Source organism: Bradyrhizobium neotropicale, assembly GCF_001641695.1.
Classification (GTDB): domain Bacteria; phylum Pseudomonadota; class Alphaproteobacteria; order Rhizobiales; family Xanthobacteraceae; genus Bradyrhizobium; species Bradyrhizobium neotropicale.
Window position 1 is genome coordinate 234,968 of sequence record NZ_LSEF01000085.1, and the last position, 20,420, is coordinate 255,387.

Consider the following 20,420-nt stretch of genomic DNA (forward strand, 5'->3'; position numbering starts at 1 on the left):
ATGCGGCAGCGAGGCCTTCATGGTTCGAGACGGCGCTACGCGCCTCCTCACCATGAGGAGCAGCAGCTATTCCTTGTCCGCGGCCATCCGCGCCTTGACGATCTTGTCGGGATTCTGCACGGGCTCGCCGCGCTCGATCTTGTCGACGTTCTCCATGCCCTCGGTGACCTTCCCCCACACCGTGTACTGGTTGTCCAGGAAGCGGGCGTCGTCGAAGCAGATGAAGAACTGGCTATCGCCGGAATCCGGGTTGGCGGCGCGGGCCATCGAGGCGGTGCCGCGGACATGTGGCTCCTTGTTGAACTCGGCCTTCAGCTTCTGGCCGGAGCCGCCGGTGCCGGTGCCGTGCGGGCAGCCGGTCTGCGCCATGAAGCCGTCGATGACGCGATGGAACACGATGCCGTCGTAGAAACCTTCCCGCACCAGCTCCTTAATGCGCGCGACATGGTTCGGCGCGAGGTCGGGCCGCATCTCGATGGTAACGGGGCCCTGCGTGGTTTCGAGGATCAGGGTGTTTTCGGTGGCGCTCATGCTGGTCTCTCTTGGGTTGGGGGTGAAGTCTTCCGGCCGTGGAACTGGACCGCGAATGGACGCCCCGCAGCGGCGCCGCCCATCGCATCGGTAAATGGCATTGGCGTACAGCGTTGCAATGCCTCCATCACCGCGATCCGGTACTGGAGCCGGTCATTGTCGGAGGCCTCCGCAGATTCATAGGTGATCTTCGGATGGCCCAGAATGTCGCCGGTCCGGTTAAAGCTCACGACGACGGTGATGTCGAGTGCGCGGGCTCGGGAGGGCGGCGGCGGTCTCCAGCAACTGCCCAGCCGCACGATGACGTCGCGGATGGTGTTGACCCGGTCAGGTGTCTGCGCGCGCGCACCGGAGGTGGCAAGCAGCAGCGCCGCGGCAGCTACCAGGAGCTTTTCGCCACGGCGTGCCATCGCGCCCCCTACTTGATGTCGGAAGCGACCTGCACCTTCACCATCTTGTCGGGGTCGGTGACGGTGCCGCTCGCCGATCCGGGCGAAGCTTTCTTCAGCTTGTCGACGACGTCCATGCCCTGCACGACCTCGCCGATCACAGTGTACTGACCATCAAGGCTGCCGCCATCCGCGAACATGATGAAGAACTGCGAATTGGCGCTGTCGACGCTGTCGCCGCGCCGTGCCATGCCGACGATGCCGCGTGCAAAGTGCACCTTGGAGAATTCCTGCTTCAGGTTCGGGTATTTCGATCCGCCGGTGCCGTTGAAATTTTGGCCGTCGCCGGTCTGCGCCATGAAGCCGTCCATCACGCGGTGGAACGGCACATTGTTGTAATAGCCTTCGCGCGCGAGCTGCTTGATCCGCTCGGCGTGCTGGGGCGCAAGATCGGTTCTGAGCTTGATGACAATGCGGCCCTTGGTCGTGTCGATGACGATCGCATTGGCCTTATCGATACCAGAAGGCAGCGACTGCGCGAGCGCCGGGACCGCGAACACGAGCGCGGCAAGAACTGCGAGAATGCGGATCATGAAAACTCCGGATCAGATGAGATGAACGCGTGCCGTCGTCAGACGGCGAACTTTGCCTTGAGCAGCGCCGCAACCAGCGGCGGTACAAAGGTCGAGACGTCCCCGCCCATGCCGGCGATCTGGCGTACCAGTGTGGCGGTGATCGGGCGGACCATGGGTGAGGCCGGCAGGAAGACGGTATGCACCTCGGGCGCCATTGCCTCGTTCATGCCGGCGAGCTGCATTTCGTAGTCGAGGTCGGTGCCGTCGCGCAGGCCCCGGATCATGATCGTCGCGCCATGCTTGCGCGCCGCGGTCACGGAAAGGTCGTCGAACGTCGTCGCCTCGAGAACGCAGCCGGCCTGGGCCGCCACGGGATCGCAGACATCGTGGAGCATCTTCAGCCGCTCCTCGGTCGAGAACAGCGGCTTCTTGCCGGGGTGCACGCCGATCGCGACGACCAGCCTGTCACACAGCGGAACGGCGTGCCGGACCACGTCCAGATGGCCGTTGGTGATCGGGTCGAAGGAACCTGGGTAGAAGGCGATGCGCGACATGGCCCCGTCCTACCGCGCCCGGCCCGGCCCGGCAAGCCGGACAGGTTCCGTGCCGGTCTCCCGCTGAATCTGGTGCCGGTCCTGTCGGCACCGGCCCGTTTGTTTCGTCCTGAGGGCACCCACGAAACAAAACGGACCGCGAACGAAACCATTTCCCCTGTTTGGCGAAGATGTCTGGAAACTGGCCATGGTTACTAACCCGCCCAACGAAATGACGGGCCGCAAACAAAGCGCAGCGGCCGCATCACAGGGGACCGTCGATGATCAAGGCTCTTTCAGCAATTGCCATTGCCGCGTGTGTTGCCGCAGCCCTCACCGTGCTGCCCGGCTTTGCACCGCGCGTCGAAGCCAGCGTGCCGCAGCCGCTCGCCAAGGCCGATCGGCTCGACATCCGGACCATCGGGCAAGGACTGCTCACAGCAGGCCTGGCCGAATTTCGAGGCTTCGTGCCTCCGCCGCGCCGGCACCAAGGCCGACGTCCGGGAGGCCCGGCTGGTGACCGCCGACCGCACCCCGTAGGCGGTCTGTCAGCTTCGCGTCATATAATCCCCAATATAAATCTCATGGAATTTTGCGACGTCTCGTCGCAGACTGCGTGAAGCTCGCGCCCCTCGGAATGGCCCGTCGGGCGCGAACCCATTGGGGGGTCGCCGTTGTCCAGTACGCCCGCAGTCGCTTCCGGCCATCATCCTGATCCGCTGCCGCTTGCCATGACCATGGGCGCCCTCGGGGTGGTCTATGGCGATATCGGCACCAGCCCCCTCTACGCCCTGAGGGAAGCCGCCAAGGCAGCCGCCCATGGCGGCATAGTGTCTCCGGAAGCCGTGCTGGGGGTGGCCTCGCTCATCCTGTGGGCGCTACTGCTGATCATCTCGCTCAAATATGCGCTGCTGATCCTGCGCGCGGACAACCGCGGCGAAGGCGGCATCGTCGCGCTCCTGGCGCTGCTGCATGCCCGCCACGCCCAACCCGGCACCTGGCGTGCCCACCTACTGGTGGTCGGACTCATTGGCGCCGCTCTGCTCTATGGCGACGGCGCGATCACGCCGGCGATCTCGGTCCTCAGCGCCATCGAGGGCCTCAAGGTCGATGCGCCCTCGCTCGCGCCCGTCGTGGTGCCCGTGACCATCGCGATCCTGGTCGGGCTGTTCATGATGCAGAAGCAGGGCACCGGCTTCATCGGCCGCATCTTCGGCCCGGTGATGCTGGCTTGGTTCGTGGTACTGGCCGCCCTCGGCATCCACGGCATCGTCAAGGCGCCGGCCGTGCTCGCGGCACTCAGCCCGCTCTATGCCTTCGAATTCCTGATCCACCAGGACTTCCACATCTCCTTCGCGATCCTGGGCGCGGCATTCCTGGCTGTGACCGGCGGTGAGGCGATGTATGCCGACATGGGGCATTTCGGCCGCCTGCCGATCCGGCTGGCCTGGTTCGGCATCTGCCTGCCCGCGCTGGTGCTGAACTATTTCGGCCAGGCTGCGCTGCTGATCACCGATCCCGGCATGATCGAGAATCCGTTCTTCCAGCTCTGTCCCGACGCCTTGCACTATGCGCTGGTCGCGTTCTCGGCAGTCGCAACGGTGATCGCCTCGCAGGCGATCATCTCCGGCGTGTTTTCGCTGACGCAGCAGTCGATCCAGCTCGGCTTCCTGCCGCGCATGCAGATCCGCCATACCACGAGCCACGCCATGGGCCAGATCTACGTGCCGCTGGTGAACTGGCTGCTCGCCGCCGCAACGCTGGGCGCGGTCTTGAGCTTCGGCAGCTCAGACGCGCTCGCCGGTGCTTATGGTATCGCGGTGTCGCTCCTGATGGCGATCACCACATTGCTCGCCGCGCTGGTCGCGATCCAGTGGGGCTATTCGCCGTGGCTCGTGGTCGCGGTCAACGGCTTCTTCTTCGTGATCGATGTGATCTTCTTCTCGGCCAACTCGATCAAGCTGTTCGAGGGCGGCTGGTTTCCGCTGCTGCTCGCCGGCCTCGTCGCCTTCCTGATGCTGACCTGGCGCAGCGGCGTGAAGCTAGTCGAGGCCGCGCGCGGCAGACTGCGCCAGCCCGAGGAGGACCTGATCGAGACCGCGGTCAACAAGTGCAACGCGCGGCTGCCCGGCACCGCCGTATTCCTGGCCTCCGCGGCGAAAGGCGTGCCGCTGGCGCTGACGCAGTTCGTCAAGCACAACCACGTCCTGCACGAGCGCATCGTCCTCGTCACGGTCCTGATCGAGGAATCCCCGCACATTGACGACGAACACCGCGCCGAGGTGGTCGAGATCATCCCGGGAATCACCCGCGTGGTCCTGCATTACGGCTTCATGCAGAACCCGACGATCTATGAGGGCCTGAAGGTCGCGTGCCGCCAGGGCAAGCTGGCCGGCGTCGACCTTTCCGACATCACCTACTATGTCGGCCGCGAGACCATCATCCCGCGCGAAGACGTCCCGGGCATGTGGGTCTGGCGCGAAGGTCTGTTCGCCTTCCTCCAGCGCAACGCCGAACGCTCGGCGGCGTTCTTCGGCGTGCCGACCGGACAGGTGGTGGAGTTCGGGACGGAGCTGGAGATCTAGCGAATGTTGAGTGGCGAATAGCGAATAGAGCAACGCACCCTATTCGCCACTCGCTATTCGCCACCCGCTATTCGCCATTCGCACCGTTGCCGTTCTCGGCCTCTTCCGTGATGTGCTCGACCGAGACCACGTGCTCGTCCTCGGCGGTATCGAACACGATCACGCCCTGCGTCGAGCGCCCGGCGATGCGGATGCCTTCGACGGGGCAGCGGATGAGCTGGCCCTTGTCGGTGACGAGCATGATCTGGTCGGCCTCTTCCACCGGGAATGAGGCCACCAGATTGCCGTTGCGGTTGTTGACGCTCATCGCGACGATGCCTTTGCCGCCGCGGCCCGTGGTGCGGTACTCGTAGGACGAGGTCCGCTTGCCGTAGCCGTTGACGGACACGGTGAGCACGACCTGCTCCTGCGCCGACATCTCGACATAGCGCTCCTGCGGAAGCTGGAAGCTGCCGGACGCCTCCTCGGCCTCGGCATCCGCGGCAGTCTCCTCCGAAACGCCCTCGCCGGCCACCGCGCGGCGCATCTTCAGGTAAGCCGAGCGCTCGTCCGAGGTGGTCTCGACGTGGCGCAGGATCGCCAGCGAGATGACCTTGTCGCCCTCCGCCAGCGCGATGCCGCGCACGCCCATCGAGGTGCGCCCGGTAAACACGCGCACGTCGGTGACGGGGAAGCGGATGCACTGGCCGCCGGCAGCGGTGAGCAGGACGTCGTCGCGCTCGGTGCAGATCTGCACGTCGACGATCGCTTCATTGTCGTCAAGCTTCATCGCGATGATGCCGGAGCGGCGGACGTCGACGAAGTCGGACAGCTTGTTGCGCCGGACATTGCCGCCGGTGGTCGCGAACATCACGTCAAGCTGGCCCCAGGTGGATTCATCCTCCGGCAGCGGCATGATGGTGGTGATGCGTTCGCCCTGCTCGAGCGGCAGGATGTTGATCAGCGCCTTGCCGCGCGCGCTGGGCGCGGCCATCGGCAGACGCCAGACCTTCTCCTTGTAGACCTGGCCGCGCGAGGAGAAGAACAGCACCGGCGTATGCGTGGAGGCCACGAACAGCCGGCTGACGAAATCCTCGTCGCGGGTCTGCATGCCGGCGCGGCCCTTGCCACCGCGGCGCTGCGCCCGGTAGGCCGACAGCGGCACGCGCTTGACGTAGCCGGCGTGCGAGACGGTGACGACCATGTCCTCGCGCTGGATCAGGTCCTCGTCCTCGACCTCGCCCTCCTGCTCGATAATCATGGTCCTGCGAGGGGTGGCGAACTCGGCCTTCACCTCGGCCAGCTCGGTCTTGATGATGCCCAGCACGCGGGCGCGCGAGCGCAGAATGTCGAGATAATCGCCGATCTCGCCGGCAAGCTTGTCGAGCTCGTCACGGATTTCGTCACGGCCGAGCGCGGTGAGGCGTTGCAGGCGCAGGTCGAGAATGGCCCTGGCCTGTTCCATCGACAGCCGGATCGTGCCGTCCTCGCCGATGCGATGGCGCGGATCGTCGATCAGCGTCAGCATGTCTTCGACGTCCCGTGCCGGCCAGTCGCGCGACATCAGGGTGTCGCGCGCCGTCGTCGGATCGGGCGAGGTGCGGATGACACGAATGATCTCGTCGATGTTGGCCACCGCGATCGCCAGACCGACAAGGATATGCGCGCGGTCGCGCGCCTTGCCCAGGAGGAACTTGGTCCGCCGCGTGACGACGCGCTCGCGGAAATCGACGAAGATGGCGAGCAGGTCCTTCAGATTCATGGTCTGCGGCCGACCACTGTCGAGCGCCACCATGTTGACGCCGAAGCTCGTCTGCAGCGGCGTGAATCTATAGAGCTGGTTCAGCACCACGTCGGGTACGGCGTCGCGCTTCAGTTCGACGACCACGCGGAAGCCATCGCGATCCGATTCGTCGCGCAGGTCGGCGATGCCTTCGATCTTCTTTTCCCTGACCAGTTCGGCGATGCGCTCGACCATCGTCGCCTTGTTCACCTGGTACGGAATCTCGGTGATGATGAGCGCCTCGCGCTCCTTGCGGATGGTGTCGATCGTGACCTTGCCGCGCATCACGACCGAGCCGCGGCCGAGGTGGTAGCCGGCGCGGATGCCCTGGCGTCCGAGAATGACACCGCCGGTCGGGAAGTCTGGTCCCGGCACGATGTTCATGAGCTCGTCGATGGTGAGCGCGGGATTGTCGATCAGCGCCACGCAGGCGTCGACGACCTCGCCGAGATTGTGCGGAGGGATGTTGGTCGCCATGCCGACCGCGATGCCGCCCGCCCCGTTGACCAGAAGGTTCGGGAATTTGGCCGGAAGAACCGACGGCTCGGTCTCGTTGTTGTCGTAGTTCGGCTGGAAGTCGACGGTGTCCTTGTCGATATCGGCGAGCAAAGCCAGCGCAGACGGCGTGAGACGTGCTTCGGTGTAACGATAGGCGGCGGGCGGATCGCCATCGACCGAGCCGAAATTGCCCTGACCGTCGATCAGCGGCACGCGCATCGAGAAGTCCTGCGCCATGCGGACCATGGCGTCGTAGATCGACTGGTCGCCGTGCGGATGATACTTACCGATGACGTCACCGACCACGCGGGCGGACTTGACGTACTTCTTGTCTGGCGTGTGCCCCTGCTCGTTCATCGAGTACAGGATGCGGCGGTGCACCGGCTTCAGTCCGTCGCGGGCATCAGGCAACGCACGCGCCACGATCACGCTCATGGCGTAATCGAGGTAGGACTTCTTCATCTCATCGAGGATGGAGACGGGGCGAATGTCCGAGGGTTGCGCCGGCTGGTCGCCGGGCTTGTTGTCGTCGTCAGCCAAGGGGGAATCCGGTGAAGTTTTGTCTGGGAATCATATAGCGCATCGGGGGCCTGATAACCACCCTTGCGGCGTTCTCGGAAGCGCTTTTTCCGACTGTTTTTCCAGAGACTTACGCGCTCTGCACCACCGCCTCGGGAACCGCCGGACGGAGCGGCCTGGAACCGCCCGTCAGGACCCGAAAATCACCCGGTGCATGATGCGCCCGGGCACCAGCGTGAATACGCCTGCCACCACCAGCGCGCCGGTGAAGATGAAGATCATTATCCGCCGGTGATCGGTCACCCGATGGGTATGCGCGCGCCACACCGCGACCGGCAGCACCACCAGCGTGAAGATCGACAGGAGATGGATCGGGCCGAAGGAGCCAACCAGGCGGATGCCGTGAATCCAGAACGAGGACGTCGCCACGACGACCATCAAGGCCACCCAGATCCAGCCCACCGTCCTGTGCGGCAACGTCCCCTTGGGCGCAGCGAACTGCACGAGACCGAGCACGAAGGCGGCCATCGCCGCGAAGGCATGGAGCGGGATGGCCGGGGCGGCCTCGAGCAGCGGTGCAAGGCTCATGCGGGCGTTCTCCCGGAGGGAACAATAGCAATGTGAATAGGATTAACATCAAGTTAATACCATTCACATCGCGCTCGGTCAAAGAGCTTCAGGCACAACATGAAGCAAGCCCGAAAATACCGAGCTCTATCCGATAATTGGTAAGGACTCCTGCCGCTTTACGCGAGTGACTGCATCAAAGATGCGAAGGGCTCGCCGCCTCAGAACGGGATGTCGTCGTCCATGTCGCTGTTGCGGCCGCCACCTGCGGCAACCGGGCGGCGCGGCGCACTGCTGACGGGACCGCTGGAGCCGAAGTCCCCGCCCGGCTCCTCGCCGAAGCTGCCGCCTCCTCCACCGCCTCGGCCGTCGAGCATGGTGAGGTTCGAGTTGAAGCCCTGGAGCACGACTTCGGTGGAGTATTTCTCAGCCCCGCTCTGGTCGGTCCATTTACGGGTCTGGAGCGCGCCTTCGACGTAGACCTTCGCGCCCTTCTTCAGGTACTGCTCGGCAACCTTGGCGAGACCTTCATTGAAGATCACCACGCGGTGCCACTCGGTCTTTTCCTTGCGCTCGCCCGTCGCCTTGTCCCGCCAAGTCTCCGAGGTCGCCACCGACAGGTTCGCGATCGGTCGCCCGTCCTGGGTACGGCGGATTTCCGGATCCTTGCCGAGATTTCCGACCAGAATGACCTTGTTGATGCTTCCCGCCATCGCCGCTCTCCACTCCAAATGTCACTGAAAAGGCCGCGCGCTGTCGCGCCATCCGCCGCCTGCTAAGGGGACCCTATACGCTCGCAGGCGCCGGTCAGCCCGCCATCCCCCAACTTATCCCCACATATAGCACCGACAGCCACTTTGTTCCAGATTTGTTCCTCAGCAAACCGAGGCGGAATAAGACAGCTAAATGACAAGGATGCATCGATATGAGGGCAAGCCGGATGGAACCTTTTCGAGTTCCCGCGAACGGGAAAACTATTTAACATTCATTAGCTTACAGACCGCTCGTTCGCCCGTGACTGTTGCATTTCGGAGACGGACTTCGGTGCGGCATTCAGCTACGGTCTGACTCGGAATTAATTAATACGGGCGTCGCGCCTGATTGACCGCTTCGGGGATTTCAAGAAGCGGACGAAACCGGGGAGACTGCAATGAATAAGATTTTGGTGGGTGCAATCGGAGCTGTGGCGGCCCTTAGCCTGGCGGCTCCTGCGAACGCGGCGGACCTCGCTGCGCGTCCGTACACCAAGGCTCCGCCGATGGCGGTCGCCGCGATCTACGACTGGAGCGGCTTCTACATCGGCATCAACGGCGGTGGCGGATCGAGCCACAATTGCTGGGATTTCCTCGCCCTCGGCGGCGCAGTCGTCACACGCGAAGGCTGCCACAATGCGACCGGCGGCACGGTCGGTGGCCAGATCGGCTATCGCTGGCAGTCGACCAATTGGGTGTTCGGCGTCGAAGGTCAGGGCAACTGGGCCGACTTCACCGGCGACAACATCAGCACGACGTTCGTGGTTGCGCCCGGCCTTCGCAATCGTTCGAGGATCGACGCCTTTGGTCTGATCACCGGTCAGGTCGGCTACGCCTGGAATAACGCCCTGTTTTACGTGAAGGGCGGCGCCGCCGTCGTCGGTGACCAATATCGCAGCTTCGCTGTGGCCAACGGCCTGGAATTCGATCGGGCCAACGAGACCCGCTGGGGTGGTACGGTGGGTGCCGGATTCGAGTACGGCTTCGCTCCGAACTGGTCGGTCGGCGTCGAATACGACCACATCTTCCTCGGACATCACACCACCACCTTCACCGGTTCCGGCAACTTCCTCATTGCGCCCCTCGGCGTTGCCACGCGCTCGGAGCGGATCGGCCAGGATGTCGACATGGGCCTCGTCCGCCTGAACTATCGCTGGGGCGGTCCGGCCATCGCAAAGTACTGATATCTTCTCCGGCGCGCTGCCCACCGGCACGCTCAACTTCCACACCGTTCAGGTCGGCGTGAACTATCACTTCGGCGGCCCGATCGTCGCGAAGTACTGATCTTCTCGAACGACGTCTTACGTCACGAAAGGCCGGCCTCGCGCCGGCCTTTTTGTTTTCGCGCGGCGTCGCGCCCAACCGTCATGGAATCGAGAGTGCGGTGTGCAAACGCCGGCGATCGAGTCGGGACAGTTGGGGAATTGAAATGAAGACGTTGCTGCTGGCATCAGTCAGCCTGTTCGCACTCGGCGCGCTCGCGCCGGCCGGCGCCGCCGATCTACCGCTGTACAAGGCGCCGGTGGCTCCCGTGCTCGCCTATGACTGGACCGGCGTCTATGCCGGCATCAACGGCGGCGGCGGCCTTGCGCATGCGTGCTGGGGCATCACCGACGCGCTCGGCGCCGTCGTGGACCCGGCCGCCGGCGAAGGCTGCCACAATGCGAGCGGCGGCACGATCGGCGGACAGATCGGCTATCGCTGGCAGAAGGCGCACTGGGTCTTCGGGCTGGAGGGCCAGGGCAACTGGGCCGACTTCAAGGGCAGCAATGTCAGCGTCGCACGGCCCGCGTTCACGAACCAGACCAGGATCGATGGGTTCGGCCTGTTCACCGGCCAGCTCGGCTACGCCGTGAACAGCCTGCTGTTCTACGGAAAAACCGGCGCCGCGGTGGCGCGCGACAAATACGACACTTTCGTCCCCGGCGTTCCGGCGACGGTGTTCAACAGCGTCAACCAGACCCGCTGGGGCTACGCGGTGGGCTTCGGCATCGAGTACGGCTTTGCCGAGAACTGGTCGGTCGGCGGCGAGTACGACCACGTGTTCCTGGGCCATCACAGCGCCGACTTCGCCACCGTGCCGGGCGGCCTGCTCGCGCGCACCGATCGGATCGGCCAGGACATCGACATCGGCGTGATCCGCGTCAACTACCGCTGGGGCGGTCCCCTCGTCGCCAGATACTGATTCCTGATTCCGTCCGCAGGAACCCGCCAAGGCCGGCTCAAGCGCGCATCAAGCGATCCGCTTCCCGCCCACGAACGAAGGGCCGGCCTCGCGTCGGCCCTTCGGCTTTCCGAACGCTGCGGGCGTTGCTACTGCCACGTGCCGCCAGCGCGCCAACAATCCGTTGACGATTCGCAAGTCGCACTGGAAATCCGTCCCCGTTCTTCCTACGTTCGCTGACTACCCATCGGCGCCAATCCCGGTTCCGGGCAAAGCGCGCCTGAACGCTGGCGCGGCCGCGCGCCTTTGGGATTTTCCCGTTGGGTTTGCTCTTTGGGTTCTTGGGGACCACCAGGATGGATGAAGTGATCAAGGCGAAGCGCCAACAGCAGAACGCGGGCTCGAGCCTGCGCGCAATTACGATCCGTGGCGCGCGCGAGCACAACCTCAAGAACATCGACGTCGAGATTCCGCGCGACAAGCTCGTGGTGTTCACGGGTCTGTCCGGCTCCGGCAAATCCTCGCTCGCCTTCGACACGATCTATGCCGAAGGCCAGCGCCGCTACGTGGAGTCGCTGTCGGCCTATGCGCGCCAGTTCCTGGAGATGATGCAGAAGCCGGACGTCGACCAGATCGACGGCCTGTCGCCGGCGATCTCGATCGAGCAGAAGACCACCTCGAAGAACCCGCGCTCCACCGTCGGCACGGTGACCGAGATCTACGACTACATGCGCCTGCTCTGGGCGCGCGTCGGCGTGCCCTATTCGCCCGCCACAGGCCTGCCGATCGAGAGCCAGACCGTCTCGCAGATGGTCGACCGAGTGCTGGCGCTGCCCGAAGGCACCCGCCTCTATCTGCTCGCGCCGGTCGTGCGCGGCCGCAAGGGCGAGTACAAGAAGGAGCTCGCCGAATGGCTCAAGAAGGGCTTTCAGCGCGTCAAGATCGACGGCACCTTCTACGAGCTCGCGGAGGCGCCGAGCCTCGACAAGAAATTCCCGCACGACGTCGACGTCGTGGTCGACCGCATCGTGGTGCGCGCCGATATCGGCCAGCGGCTTGCCGAAAGCTTCGAGACCGCGCTGAAGCTCGCCGAGGGACTAGCCGTCGTCGAGTTCGCCGACGCGCCGGCGGCAGCTCCTGCCGAGGAGAAAAAGAAGACCGCGAAGATCCACGACAAGAGCGGCCCCGAACGCATCCTGTTCTCGGAAAAGTTCGCCTGCCCGGTCTCCGGCTTCACCATTCCCGAGATCGAGCCGCGACTGTTCTCATTCAACAACCCCTATGGCGCCTGCCCGGCCTGCGGCGGCCTCGGCGTCGAGCAGCATGTCGACGAAGATCTCGTCGTCCCCGATAAGGAGCTCGCCATTGGCAAGGGCGCGATCGCGCCCTGGGCCAAGTCGTCATCGCCCTATTACATTCAGACGCTGATTGCGCTTGGCAAACATTACAAGTTCGCGCAAACCGCCAAATGGAAGGATCTGCCCAAGAAAACGCAGAACGCGATCCTCTATGGCTCCGGCGAGGACGAGATCAAGTTCTCCTATGAAGACGGCGTGCGCTCCTACGACACCAAGAAGCCGTTCGAGGGCGTCATCACCAACATCAACCGCCGCTATCGCGAGACCGAGAGCGAGTGGGCGCGCGAGGAGCTGGCGAAGTATTTCCACGACGTCCCCTGCGAGGGTTGCAAGGGCTTCCGGCTCAAGCCGGAGGCGCTCTGCGTCAAGATCGGCGGCAAGCATATCGGCGAGATCTCGGAGCTGTCGGTCAAGCGCGCCGGCGAGTGGTTCGAGGGCGTGCCGGAGGCACTGAACGCGCAGCAGAAGGAGATCGCGGGCCGCATCCTCAAGGAGATCCGCGAGCGCCTGACCTTCCTGCTCGACGTCGGCCTCAACTATCTCACCCTCTCGCGTTCCTCCGGCACGCTGTCCGGTGGCGAGAGCCAGCGCATCCGCCTGGCCTCGCAGATCGGCTCGGGTCTGACGGGCGTGCTCTACGTGCTGGACGAGCCCTCGATCGGCCTGCACCAGCGCGACAACGCGCGCCTGCTCGATACGCTGAAGCGCCTGCGCGACCTCGGCAATACCGTGGTCGTGGTCGAGCATGACGAGGACGCCATTCGCCTTGCCGACTACGTGCTCGACATCGGCCCGGGCGCCGGCATGCATGGCGGCCACATCGTCGCCGAAGGCACGCCCGCGGAGATCATGCGCAACCCGAAATCGCTGACCGGCAAATATCTCACCGGCGAGCTCGAGGTCGAGGTACCGGATCGGCGTCCGCCGAACCATCGCCGCACCATCAAGGTGGTGAACGCGCGCGGCAATAACCTCAAGAACGTCACCGCCGAAATCCCGCTCGGCCTGTTCACCTGCGTCACCGGCGTCTCCGGCGGCGGCAAGTCGACGCTGCTGATCGACACGCTCTACCGGGCGATCGCGCGCAAGCTGAACGGCGCGAGCGAAGGCGCAGCACCACACGACCGCATCGAGGGCCTCGAGCACATCGACAAGATCATCGACATCGACCAGTCGCCGATCGGTCGCACCCCGCGCTCCAACCCCGCGACCTATACCGGCGCCTTCACCCCGATCCGCGAGTGGTTCGCTGGGCTCCCTGAAGCCAAGGCGCGCGGCTACGAGCCCGGCCGCTTCTCCTTCAACGTCAAGGGCGGTCGCTGCGAGGCCTGCCAGGGCGACGGCGTCATCAAGATCGAGATGCACTTCCTGCCCGACGTCTACGTCACCTGCGACGTCTGCAAGGGCAAGCGCTACAACCGCGAGACGCTGGAGGTCCTGTTCAAGGGCAAGAGCATCGCCGACGTCCTCGACATGACCGTCGAGGAGGCCGCCGAGTTCTTCAAGGCCGTCCCGCGCGTCCGCGAAACCTTCAACACGCTGCACCGCGTCGGCCTCGACTACATCCATGTCGGCCAGCAGGCCACGACCCTCTCCGGCGGCGAAGCCCAGCGCGTCAAGCTGGCGAAGGAGCTGTCGAAGCGCGCGACGGGGCGCACGCTCTACATCCTGGACGAGCCGACCACCGGCCTGCACTTCCACGACGTCAAGAAGCTCTTGGAGGTGCTGCACGAGCTGGTCGCTCAGGGCAACACCGTCGTCGTCATCGAGCACAATCTCGAAGTCATCAAGACCGCCGACTGGGTGATCGACCTCGGCCCCGAAGGCGGCGATGGCGGCGGCGAAATCGTCGCCTGGGGCCCGCCCGAGGACATCGTCAAGGCACCGCGGAGCTACACGGGCAAGTTCCTGGAGCCGGTGCTGAAGAAGGCGCGCAAGCCGAAGCGGCGGAGCACGAGCGAGGCGGCGGAGTAGTGCGCTAACTGCTGTGGATCGACGAACATGAGCACTGGCGCTTGTCGCCAGTTCGACATATGTTCGCTTTCGTTGGGTATCGTTTCTCTCTCGGGGACGCCCCTCACAAACGTCTGTTCTTGGAGCGTTGCGATCGACGCGCGCAAGCGTGCCGGCTGCGAACGTCGCCGACACAACAGGTGCGTCATCGACGCAATCGTGTCGCCAAGAGCAAACGGAGGTGCCCATGCCTGGGGTGCAGAAGTCGAAGCGGGCTAAGCGCATTTGTAACGGCGCCGCCCGGGTCGGGGAACGGTGCCACAACACCTCGCGTTCACGGTTTGTTCTTCTCGCGCTGTGCGTGATTTGGACCTACTTTGAACGCGCCGCGTTTGAGCCGGATGCAAGTCTGTCTCTTAGAGCGGGGATCAACGCGACGTTGCGATCGACGCGCGCAAGCGTGCCGGCTGCGAACGTCGCCGACACAACAGGTGCGTCATCGACGCAATCGTGTCGCCACTTCCATCAGGCTTAGGCTGCACCCATGCTCGAACCTAAGCCTGTGGGTAGTGTTCGGCAGAGCAAGCCGCTCAGAATTCTTTCGAAGTCTCGCCTCCGCCATGTTTGGGACGAGTCCCGCGACTCAAGCAAACGAGCGGGAGCGCCGGGAATCGACAACGAGTCTGCGAAGCAGTTTGCCGCCAATCTAGATTCCGATCTCGACCAGGTCGTCAAACGTCTTCACGACGGAAGCTACGGGTTTTCACGGCTCAGACCGGTATTCATTGAAAAGCCTGGCTCCAACAAGGAGCGGGTGATTTGTATCCCCACTGTTAGAGACCGGCTGGTTCAGAGAACGATCGTCGAGTATCTCGTCTCGTCGCGAAAGATTCCGATCCGCAACTCGTCGTCCTTCGGCTTTATACGGGGGCTGGGCACTTCGGACGCGATCGCAAGAGCAGTAGAACTCCGATCTGTCTACGAGTGGTGTCTCAAGACCGACATCGAAAGCTTCTTCGATCAGGTGCCGCGTCAGCTCCTCAAGCAGAAAGTTGCAGCAACCCTTGGCGATCACAGTCTAGTTCCGATGATCTGCAAAGCGATTGACTGCGAGATCAAGGGAGCCTCCGATGTACAAGAACGAGCGGCACGTCAAGGAATCCGCCACGGGTCAGGAATACGTCAAGGCATGCCGCTATCGCCGATTCTTGCCAATCTAGTGCTCTCGAAATTTGATCGCGCTATAGAGCGACGCCGAATCCCAATGGTACGCTACGCAGACGATCTCCTGCTATTTTTCGGTTCAAGAGAGGAAGCAAAGCGCGGTCAGAAATTCGTAGAAAATCAGCTTGCGAGAGCAGGTTTAAAGCTGTCACACGCAAAGACAACACTGCACGGTCCCGAGGAAAACGTCTTCTTCTTAGGATTGGAGATAGCATTTCTGGGATCGCTATCGAAATATGTGGCGCGGGTCTCCCCTCTGCAAATCCGCAAAATTCGGGATCGACTCGAAACAGAATACTCTTACTCAAATATCGTGAAGTCACCGAACATAAAGACCCTGAGTGACGCTATTCTAGCGTTGTCTAGATCCGTTGCGGCGTACCTTGGAGCTTATCATCAAGCTAGCAATTACGTACGATTTTTGTCGGACCTAGAACGCACGATGAAAACCGTGCAGTCAAATCTGTACACCGACATCTTTGGCCCAGACGTGATCGGGGATCTCGATCCAGGCGCAAAGCGCTTTCTTTCGATAGAAGATGTCGCGGCTCCCGAACCGCTGCACGATCTCGGTTGGTGACGCGGCCGATCGCGCCCCTCCATGCCCTACTCCCTCGCCATCTTCGATCTCGACGGCACGCTGGCCGACAGCTTTCCGTGGTTTCTGCGCACCATCAACGATGTCGCCGACCGCTTCGGCTTTCGCCGCGTGGCCGATGAAGAGGTCGAGGGGCTGCGGCATGCCTCGACGCGCGAGATCCTCGCCCGCCTTGAGGTGCCCGTGTGGAAGCTGCCGGCGATCGCGCGGCATGCGCGGCGGCTGAAGGCGGAGGCGGCTGCGGAGATTCCGCTGTTTGCGGGCGTCGAGGCGATGCTGCAGAGGCTCGGGGACAAGGGCGTGCAGTTGGCCCTCGTGAGCTCCGACAGCGAAGCCAATGCGCGGGCCAAGCTCGGCGACGCCGCGGCGCTGTTCGCGCATTTCGACTGCGCTGCCTCGGTGTTCGGCAAGCCGGCCAAATTCCGCCGCGTGATCCGGCGCGCCGGCGTCGCTCCGGCGAAGGTCATCGCGATCGGCGACGAGGTCCGCGACATCGAAGCCGCGCGCGCGGTGGGCATTGCCTGCGGCGCCGTAAACTGGGGCTATGCCGCGCCGGCGGCGTTGCAGGCGCTTGCGCCCGACCACATGTTCGCGCAGATGGAGGAGATCGCGGACGTGGTTTGCCGGATTCCGCTCAAGGCCTGATCCGCAATCGCCACGCACGGCCCAAGGAGACGGTGATGACCCTCACGGACGCAGCCCGCCTGAAACTGCTGGAGCCGCCGGTCGGCAAGGTGCGCGTCGTGCTCGACACCGACACCTATAACGAGATCGACGATCAGTTCGCGCTGGTGCAGATGCTGCTGTCGAAGGACCGCCTTGACGTCGAGGCGATCTACGCCGCGCCGTTCTTCAACAAACGGTCGGACAGCCCCGGCCACGGCATGGAGCTGAGCTATCAGGAAATCCTTCGCCTGCTGGAACGCCTGAACATCGCGCCGGAGGGCCTCGTCCATCGCGGCGTCACCGATTATGTCGGCCCCGGCAAGACGGCGCAGGCGGCGCCCGCCGTCGATGACCTCATAGCCCGGGCGCGCGCCGGCTCGCCTGACCATCCGCTCTACGTCATTGCCATCGGCGCCATCAGCAATGTCGCGTCGGCGCTGCTCAAGGCCCCCGATATCATCGATCGCGTGGTGGTGGTCTGGCTCGGCGGCCATGCGCTCGAATGGCCTGATACCATCGAGTTCAATCTCAAGCAGGATGTCGGCGGCGCGCAAGTGCTGTTCGACAGCGGCGTGCCGCTGGTTCTCGTGCCCTGCAGGGGCGTCACCTCGCACCTGCACTGCACGGTGCCGGAGATCGAGCGCTACGTCGAGCCGCACGGCAGCATCGGCGCGTTCCTCGCCATGCGCTTCAAGGAGTATTCGTCCGACCATCTTGGCTGGGCCAAGGAGATTTGGGACATGGCCCCGGTCGGCTGGCTGCTCAACCCCGTGTGGGCACCGAGCGTGATCATCCCGGCGCCGATCGTCACGGATCAGATCACGTGGAGCATCGATCGCCGGCGGCATGCGATCCGCTACGTGACCTACGTGGATCGCAATCCGATCCTGAGGGATTTTTTCCTGAAGCTGAAGGCGTTTGCCGAGTCGAGCTCGTAGGGTGGATTAGCCCCGCGGCTGCGCGAAGCGCAGTCCGCTGGCGTAACCCACCTGTTTCGTTTCCGCGGTGATAGCCAGTGGTGGGTTACGCCTTCGGCTAACTAACCCACCCTACAATCGCCTACTCCGTCCGGCGCAAAAACGTCCCGAACGCGCGCGGGCCGTCGCCGGTCTTGATCTCGCCGATCACCTTCAGCTCGGCCGCGTCGATGATACTGAGCGTATTGCTCTCCCAATTGGCCACGATGATGCGCTTGCCGTCCGCGGTTGCGGCGATGCCTTCGGGATAGTCGCCGACGGTGATGCGCTTGACCGGCTTCAGCGTCGCTGTATCGAACACGCTGACGGTGCCGCCATACTGGTCGGTGACGAAGCCACGGCCGAGGGTCAGCGCCACCGCATAAGGGCGCATCCCGACCGGCACGCGGCCGATCTCGTTGCCAGCGGCGATGTCGATGACCGAGACGTCGTTCGAGCCGACATTGGCGGTGTAGGCGCGCTTGCCGTCAGGATCGATGGTGACGCCGAATGGGCGCGTGCCGACCTTGATGATTGCCTTGCGCTCGCGCGTCGCCGTGTCCACGACCGAGACGCTGTCGTCGTCGCGATCCGCCGAAAGCAGCAGCCGGCCGTCGGGCGTCACCGCGAGCCCGGACGGCGAGGCGCCGACCGTGATACTGGCGACGACGCTGCGCGCCGCCGGGTCGACCACGCGGACCGCCGCAGCGTACCAATCGGCGACATAGACGGTACGACCATCGGGCGCGACGGCGATTCCGAGCGGCCCGCCGCCGACATCGATCCGGCCGGCGACCTGCCGCGTTGCGGCGTCCACCACCGTCACCGCCTTGGCATCCGGGCTCGTCACATAGGCAAAGCGTCCGTCGGCCGTGACCGCCACGCCCGCCGGCTTGCCGCCGATCGGGATGGTCGCGACCGCGCGCGAGGTGGCGAGGTCCACGATCATCAGATCGTCGCTGAGCTGGTTGGTGACGAACGCCTCTTCGGCCGACGCGCTGGCAAGGCCGGCGCTACCAAGGCTGGCGGCGAGCGCCGCCAGAACCAGGGCCCGCACGGTCAGCTTCCGCTCTCGATCTTCTTCTTCAGCGCCTCGAGGCCGGCCTGATAGAGCCCCTTCACCGCCTTGACCGAGGCTTCGTCATTCAGCTCGGGCGGCGGATCATTGTTGGGAAAGCCGCGGTAGAACGCACCGGCCCATTCCACCGTCGACCCCTTGCCGTCGGCGCTCGGCGTCACCGTGAGCGTCGAGGAATAGTTGTTGACCGGCAGCACCTTCACGTCGACGGCGGTGATCCGGTAGGAATAGGTCATCGCGCCGGCGTCGAACTTGTAGAGTTCCTCATCGACGGTGGCCCCGCCGGTCAGCGTCAGCCGTCGCGTCGCGCCGATCTCATTGCCCTTCTCGCCCTCGGTCTTGGTGACCGGCGCCAGCCAGCTCATGTCCTGGAAATTGCCGATCACCGCCCACACCTTGGCCGGCGGAGCATTGATTTCGATGGATTCACGCACCTTCTGCCGGGTCGGCCCGTGCGCCCAAGCCGGCTCAAAAGCCGCCGTCAACACCATCCCCACCACCGCCAGCGCCGCCACCCCGGCGATCGCCTTACCGATCGTCACCCTCATGTCGTGTCCTCATCTCGTCTCTTTGACCTTGCGCGATTGGTGCGCGCTGGGGTCATCGTAACGCATTTTTGGACCGTGGGGAGACAAGTTCGTGGCACCGCCGTGGCGGGACCTACCGTCGGGAATGTTTCGCCTATTCCGCCAGTGTCGCCTCGACGAACCCGCGCGGATCGGTACAGAATTCCCGCATGACCCGATAATGATCAGTCTGCTCCACCGTCGTCGGCTCCAGCTCATATTTCCCGAGCCGCAGCAGCCGCGCGTTGGGATAGGCCATCAGCAGCGGCGCGTGGGTGGCCATGATGACCTGGCAGATGCGGGAGTCCTCCATGCGACGCAGCAGCTTGAGGAATTCGATCTGGCGCGACGGCGAGAGTGCGGATTCCGGCTCATCAAAAATGAAGATGCCTTGGCGCTGGCAGCGTTCTTCGAAGAATCGCAGGAAACCTTCGCCGTGGGAATGCGATAGGAAATCGGGGCCGACCTGGCCAGCATCACGCGCTGCCTTGTCCAGATATCGCGCCACCGAGAAAAAACTCTCAGCGCGGAAAAACCAGCCATTGGTGATCTTCGGCAGCCAGCTTGCGCGCAGCGCCTTGGAGAGCTGGCCGCCCATCTTCTCGCGTGCTTCGGAATGATCGACCGGCATGTACCCTTTGCCGCCACCGGCATCGTCGTAGCCGGCGAGCGCTGCGATGCCCTCGAGGATCGTCGACTTTCCGGTGCCGTTCTCTCCAACGATGATCGTGATGGCGGCTTCGAAGTTGAGTTCGAAATCATCCGGAAAGATCGGCAAGCAGAACGGATAGACCTCGCGATCGCGAACTTTCGTCGGGTCGAGCCAGACCCGCTTCAGATACGGCGCAGGCAGGTTGATCGTTCGACTGCCTCTTCGGCTCATGCCCGGCTCCCAACCCATTCCGATCTTATCTTGATCGGAACATATCAGGAACGCAATCTTCGCGAAAGCCGCATCTGAGAAACATACAGAAACAGATAGAAACAAACTCGACATGCGTCACTTGGACGCAATTTGAAACCTAAGATTGTGGACCGGAATCGCCTTAAGAAGACGTAGCTCTCAGACAGTCTGCTGGCATGAGGCCAGCCTCCACCTCGCGACCCGGCAATGATTGACGGAAGTCCGGGACCGCAAAGCCGCGA

At 63.8% G+C, this 20,420-nt stretch carries 17 protein-coding genes and 2 pseudogenes; 9 read left to right on the forward strand and 10 right to left on the reverse strand.

The annotated features are described in order from the left end of the window. Nucleotides 1-66: 66 nt before the first annotated feature. The 4 genes from AXW67_RS27610 to coaD are packed head-to-tail and all read right to left on the reverse strand — an operon-like array spanning nt 67 to nt 2,049. Nucleotides 67-531 carry a peptidylprolyl isomerase gene (locus AXW67_RS27610; RefSeq protein ID WP_063680424.1) on the reverse strand — a complete coding sequence of 155 codons (465 nt, stop codon included), beginning with the start codon at nt 529-531 and terminating at the stop codon, nt 67-69. Beyond that, nucleotides 528-941 (reverse strand): hypothetical protein, encoded by a 414-nt coding sequence (locus tag AXW67_RS27615; RefSeq protein ID WP_063680425.1) that lies wholly within the window; start codon nt 939-941, stop codon nt 528-530. The genes AXW67_RS27610 and AXW67_RS27615 overlap by 4 nt, the downstream gene beginning before the upstream one ends. 8 nt (nt 942-949) lie before the next feature. Next, complete coding sequence (locus AXW67_RS27620; protein WP_027550836.1) at nt 950-1,513, reverse strand: peptidylprolyl isomerase; 564 nt, start codon at nt 1,511-1,513, stop codon at nt 950-952. Nucleotides 1,514-1,551: 38 nt separating this feature from the next. Next, nucleotides 1,552-2,049, reverse strand: a complete 498-nt coding sequence (gene coaD / locus AXW67_RS27625; protein WP_027550835.1) for a pantetheine-phosphate adenylyltransferase — start codon at nt 2,047-2,049, stop codon at nt 1,552-1,554. 260 nt (nt 2,050-2,309) lie between these two features. On the opposite strand from coaD, the pseudogene AXW67_RS40990 reads away from it, so the two are divergent. Then, nucleotides 2,310-2,568 (forward strand): annotated as a pseudogene (locus tag AXW67_RS40990) (hypothetical protein). A 191-nt stretch (nt 2,569-2,759) separates the two neighbouring features. Further along, entirely contained in the window at nt 2,760-4,613 is a 1,854-nt protein-coding gene (locus AXW67_RS27635) for a potassium transporter Kup (protein ID WP_063680471.1), read from the forward strand. A 67-nt stretch (nt 4,614-4,680) separates the two neighbouring features. Here AXW67_RS27635 and gyrA read toward each other — a convergent pair whose 3' ends face one another. The 3 genes from gyrA to AXW67_RS27650 form a co-directional block, all read right to left on the reverse strand. After that, a complete protein-coding gene (gene gyrA, locus AXW67_RS27640; RefSeq protein WP_063680427.1) occupies nt 4,681-7,413 on the reverse strand; it encodes a DNA gyrase subunit A in 2,733 nt (910 codons plus the stop codon). 168 nt (nt 7,414-7,581) lie between these two features. Next, nucleotides 7,582-7,980, reverse strand: a complete 399-nt coding sequence (locus AXW67_RS27645; RefSeq protein WP_063680428.1) for a DUF2306 domain-containing protein — start codon at nt 7,978-7,980, stop codon at nt 7,582-7,584. Between the two features lie 200 nt (nt 7,981-8,180). Next, nucleotides 8,181-8,672, reverse strand: coding sequence for a single-stranded DNA-binding protein (locus AXW67_RS27650; protein ID WP_027550830.1), 492 nt, complete (start codon nt 8,670-8,672; stop codon nt 8,181-8,183). Between the two features lie 437 nt (nt 8,673-9,109). Between AXW67_RS27650 and AXW67_RS27655 the strand changes: the two genes are divergently transcribed. The 7 genes and pseudogenes from AXW67_RS27655 to AXW67_RS27680 all read left to right on the forward strand — a co-directional run bounded on the left by AXW67_RS27655 (nt 9,110) and on the right by AXW67_RS27680 (nt 17,612). After that, nucleotides 9,110-9,895, forward strand: coding sequence for an outer membrane protein (locus tag AXW67_RS27655; RefSeq protein WP_063680429.1), 786 nt, complete (start codon nt 9,110-9,112; stop codon nt 9,893-9,895). 4 nt (nt 9,896-9,899) lie between these two features. Then, nucleotides 9,900-9,995, forward strand: a pseudogene (locus AXW67_RS44880) (outer membrane protein); the annotation flags it as partial. A 145-nt stretch (nt 9,996-10,140) separates the two neighbouring features. Continuing rightward, on the forward strand, nt 10,141-10,896 hold the full coding sequence (locus AXW67_RS27660) for an outer membrane protein (RefSeq protein ID WP_063680430.1): 756 nt from the start codon (nt 10,141-10,143) through the stop codon (nt 10,894-10,896). Nucleotides 10,897-11,231: 335 nt separating this feature from the next. Beyond that, nucleotides 11,232-14,207: an excinuclease ABC subunit UvrA gene (gene uvrA, locus AXW67_RS27665; protein ID WP_063680431.1), complete on the forward strand. Its 2,976-nt coding sequence runs from the start codon at nt 11,232-11,234 to the stop codon at nt 14,205-14,207. Nucleotides 14,208-14,730: 523 nt separating this feature from the next. Next, the gene (locus AXW67_RS27670) at nt 14,731-15,990 is read left to right on the forward strand and encodes a reverse transcriptase domain-containing protein (RefSeq protein ID WP_063680432.1); all 1,260 of its coding nucleotides are present in this window, start codon (nt 14,731-14,733) and stop codon (nt 15,988-15,990) included. A 21-nt stretch (nt 15,991-16,011) separates the two neighbouring features. Beyond that, nucleotides 16,012-16,653 carry an HAD-IA family hydrolase gene (locus tag AXW67_RS27675; RefSeq protein ID WP_063680433.1) on the forward strand — a complete coding sequence of 214 codons (642 nt, stop codon included), beginning with the start codon at nt 16,012-16,014 and terminating at the stop codon, nt 16,651-16,653. A gap of 35 nt (nt 16,654-16,688) precedes the next feature. Next, nucleotides 16,689-17,612: a nucleoside hydrolase gene (locus AXW67_RS27680; RefSeq protein WP_063680472.1), complete on the forward strand. Its 924-nt coding sequence runs from the start codon at nt 16,689-16,691 to the stop codon at nt 17,610-17,612. Nucleotides 17,613-17,733: 121 nt separating this feature from the next. On the opposite strand, the gene AXW67_RS27685 is transcribed toward AXW67_RS27680, so the two are convergent. The 3 genes from AXW67_RS27685 to AXW67_RS27695 form a co-directional block, all read right to left on the reverse strand. After that, the gene (locus tag AXW67_RS27685) at nt 17,734-18,687 is read right to left on the reverse strand and encodes a YVTN family beta-propeller repeat protein (protein ID WP_063680434.1); all 954 of its coding nucleotides are present in this window, start codon (nt 18,685-18,687) and stop codon (nt 17,734-17,736) included. A gap of 2 nt (nt 18,688-18,689) precedes the next feature. Further along, nucleotides 18,690-19,256, reverse strand: a complete 567-nt coding sequence (locus AXW67_RS27690) for an SRPBCC family protein (RefSeq protein ID WP_063680435.1) — start codon at nt 19,254-19,256, stop codon at nt 18,690-18,692. A 133-nt stretch (nt 19,257-19,389) separates the two neighbouring features. Continuing rightward, entirely contained in the window at nt 19,390-20,157 is a 768-nt protein-coding gene (locus AXW67_RS27695; protein WP_063680473.1) for an AAA family ATPase, read from the reverse strand. Nucleotides 20,158-20,420: the final 263 nt, after the last annotated feature.

What these genes read in the sequence shown, in the direction of transcription:
- uvrA (WP_063680431.1), top strand. Translation starts at nt 11,232, where the DNA reads ATGGATGAAGTGATCAAGGCGAAGCGCCAACAGCAGAACGCGGGCTCG.
- AXW67_RS27680 (WP_063680472.1), top strand. Translation starts at nt 16,689, where the DNA reads ATGACCCTCACGGACGCAGCCCGCCTGAAACTGCTGGAGCCGCCGGTC.
- AXW67_RS27670 (WP_063680432.1), top strand. Translation starts at nt 14,731, where the DNA reads ATGCTCGAACCTAAGCCTGTGGGTAGTGTTCGGCAGAGCAAGCCGCTC.
- AXW67_RS27655 (WP_063680429.1), top strand. Translation starts at nt 9,110, where the DNA reads ATGAATAAGATTTTGGTGGGTGCAATCGGAGCTGTGGCGGCCCTTAGC.
- AXW67_RS27675 (WP_063680433.1), top strand. Translation starts at nt 16,012, where the DNA reads ATGCCCTACTCCCTCGCCATCTTCGATCTCGACGGCACGCTGGCCGAC.
- AXW67_RS27690 (WP_063680435.1), bottom strand. Translation starts at nt 19,256, where the DNA reads ATGAGGGTGACGATCGGTAAGGCGATCGCCGGGGTGGCGGCGCTGGCG.
- coaD (WP_027550835.1), bottom strand. Translation starts at nt 2,049, where the DNA reads ATGTCGCGCATCGCCTTCTACCCAGGTTCCTTCGACCCGATCACCAAC.
- AXW67_RS27635 (WP_063680471.1), top strand. Translation starts at nt 2,760, where the DNA reads ATGACCATGGGCGCCCTCGGGGTGGTCTATGGCGATATCGGCACCAGC.
- AXW67_RS27610 (WP_063680424.1), bottom strand. Translation starts at nt 531, where the DNA reads ATGAGCGCCACCGAAAACACCCTGATCCTCGAAACCACGCAGGGCCCC.
- AXW67_RS27660 (WP_063680430.1), top strand. Translation starts at nt 10,141, where the DNA reads ATGAAGACGTTGCTGCTGGCATCAGTCAGCCTGTTCGCACTCGGCGCG.
- AXW67_RS27620 (WP_027550836.1), bottom strand. Translation starts at nt 1,513, where the DNA reads ATGATCCGCATTCTCGCAGTTCTTGCCGCGCTCGTGTTCGCGGTCCCG.
- AXW67_RS27650 (WP_027550830.1), bottom strand. Translation starts at nt 8,672, where the DNA reads ATGGCGGGAAGCATCAACAAGGTCATTCTGGTCGGAAATCTCGGCAAG.
- AXW67_RS27645 (WP_063680428.1), bottom strand. Translation starts at nt 7,980, where the DNA reads ATGAGCCTTGCACCGCTGCTCGAGGCCGCCCCGGCCATCCCGCTCCAT.
- AXW67_RS27615 (WP_063680425.1), bottom strand. Translation starts at nt 941, where the DNA reads ATGGCACGCCGTGGCGAAAAGCTCCTGGTAGCTGCCGCGGCGCTGCTG.
- AXW67_RS27695 (WP_063680473.1), bottom strand. Translation starts at nt 20,157, where the DNA reads ATGAGCCGAAGAGGCAGTCGAACGATCAACCTGCCTGCGCCGTATCTG.